Here is a 422-nt window from a genome sequence, read left to right as displayed (position 1 = left end):
ATACAGTTCAGCGTTCTCACCACGTAGTTGCAACGCCTGACGGTACGCCAGCAGCGAATTGCTGTAATCGTTTTGCCACAGATAGTACTCGCCCAGTAACGCCCATTGTTCGCTGTTTTGTGGATTAGCGCGGATTTTATCCTGCAATGCCTGAAGCTGCGCTTCCGGGGTTTGCTGGCTGGCAAACTGATGTAGCGGATCGCGCTGACGCTGATACTCCGCACGTACCGCCTGCCATTTTGGACTTAACAGATAACTGCCGACACAGAGAAATACCATCAAAATCGTGAGTGTTGTCAGCATTTTCACCGGTATTTGAGGCTGTTTCATCGCTTCGCCCTCACTCGCCAGAGGATCAGTGCCATCAGCAGTAACAACACCACTGGCAGCGCCCACAACACCAGAGTCTGACCGGTTAACGG

At 52.4% G+C, this 422-nt stretch carries 1 protein-coding gene; it reads right to left on the bottom strand.

What is annotated here, in order from left to right:
- Positions 1 to 422 (bottom strand): hypothetical protein (locus D7V93_RS44170; protein WP_208723397.1); only part of this gene is annotated, 422 nt, incomplete at both ends.

It is taken from the genome of Corallococcus llansteffanensis (assembly GCF_003612055.1).
GTDB classification, from domain to species: Bacteria; Myxococcota; Myxococcia; order Myxococcales; family Myxococcaceae; genus Corallococcus; species Corallococcus llansteffanensis.
This window is presented reverse-complemented; position numbering and strand designations above follow the sequence as displayed.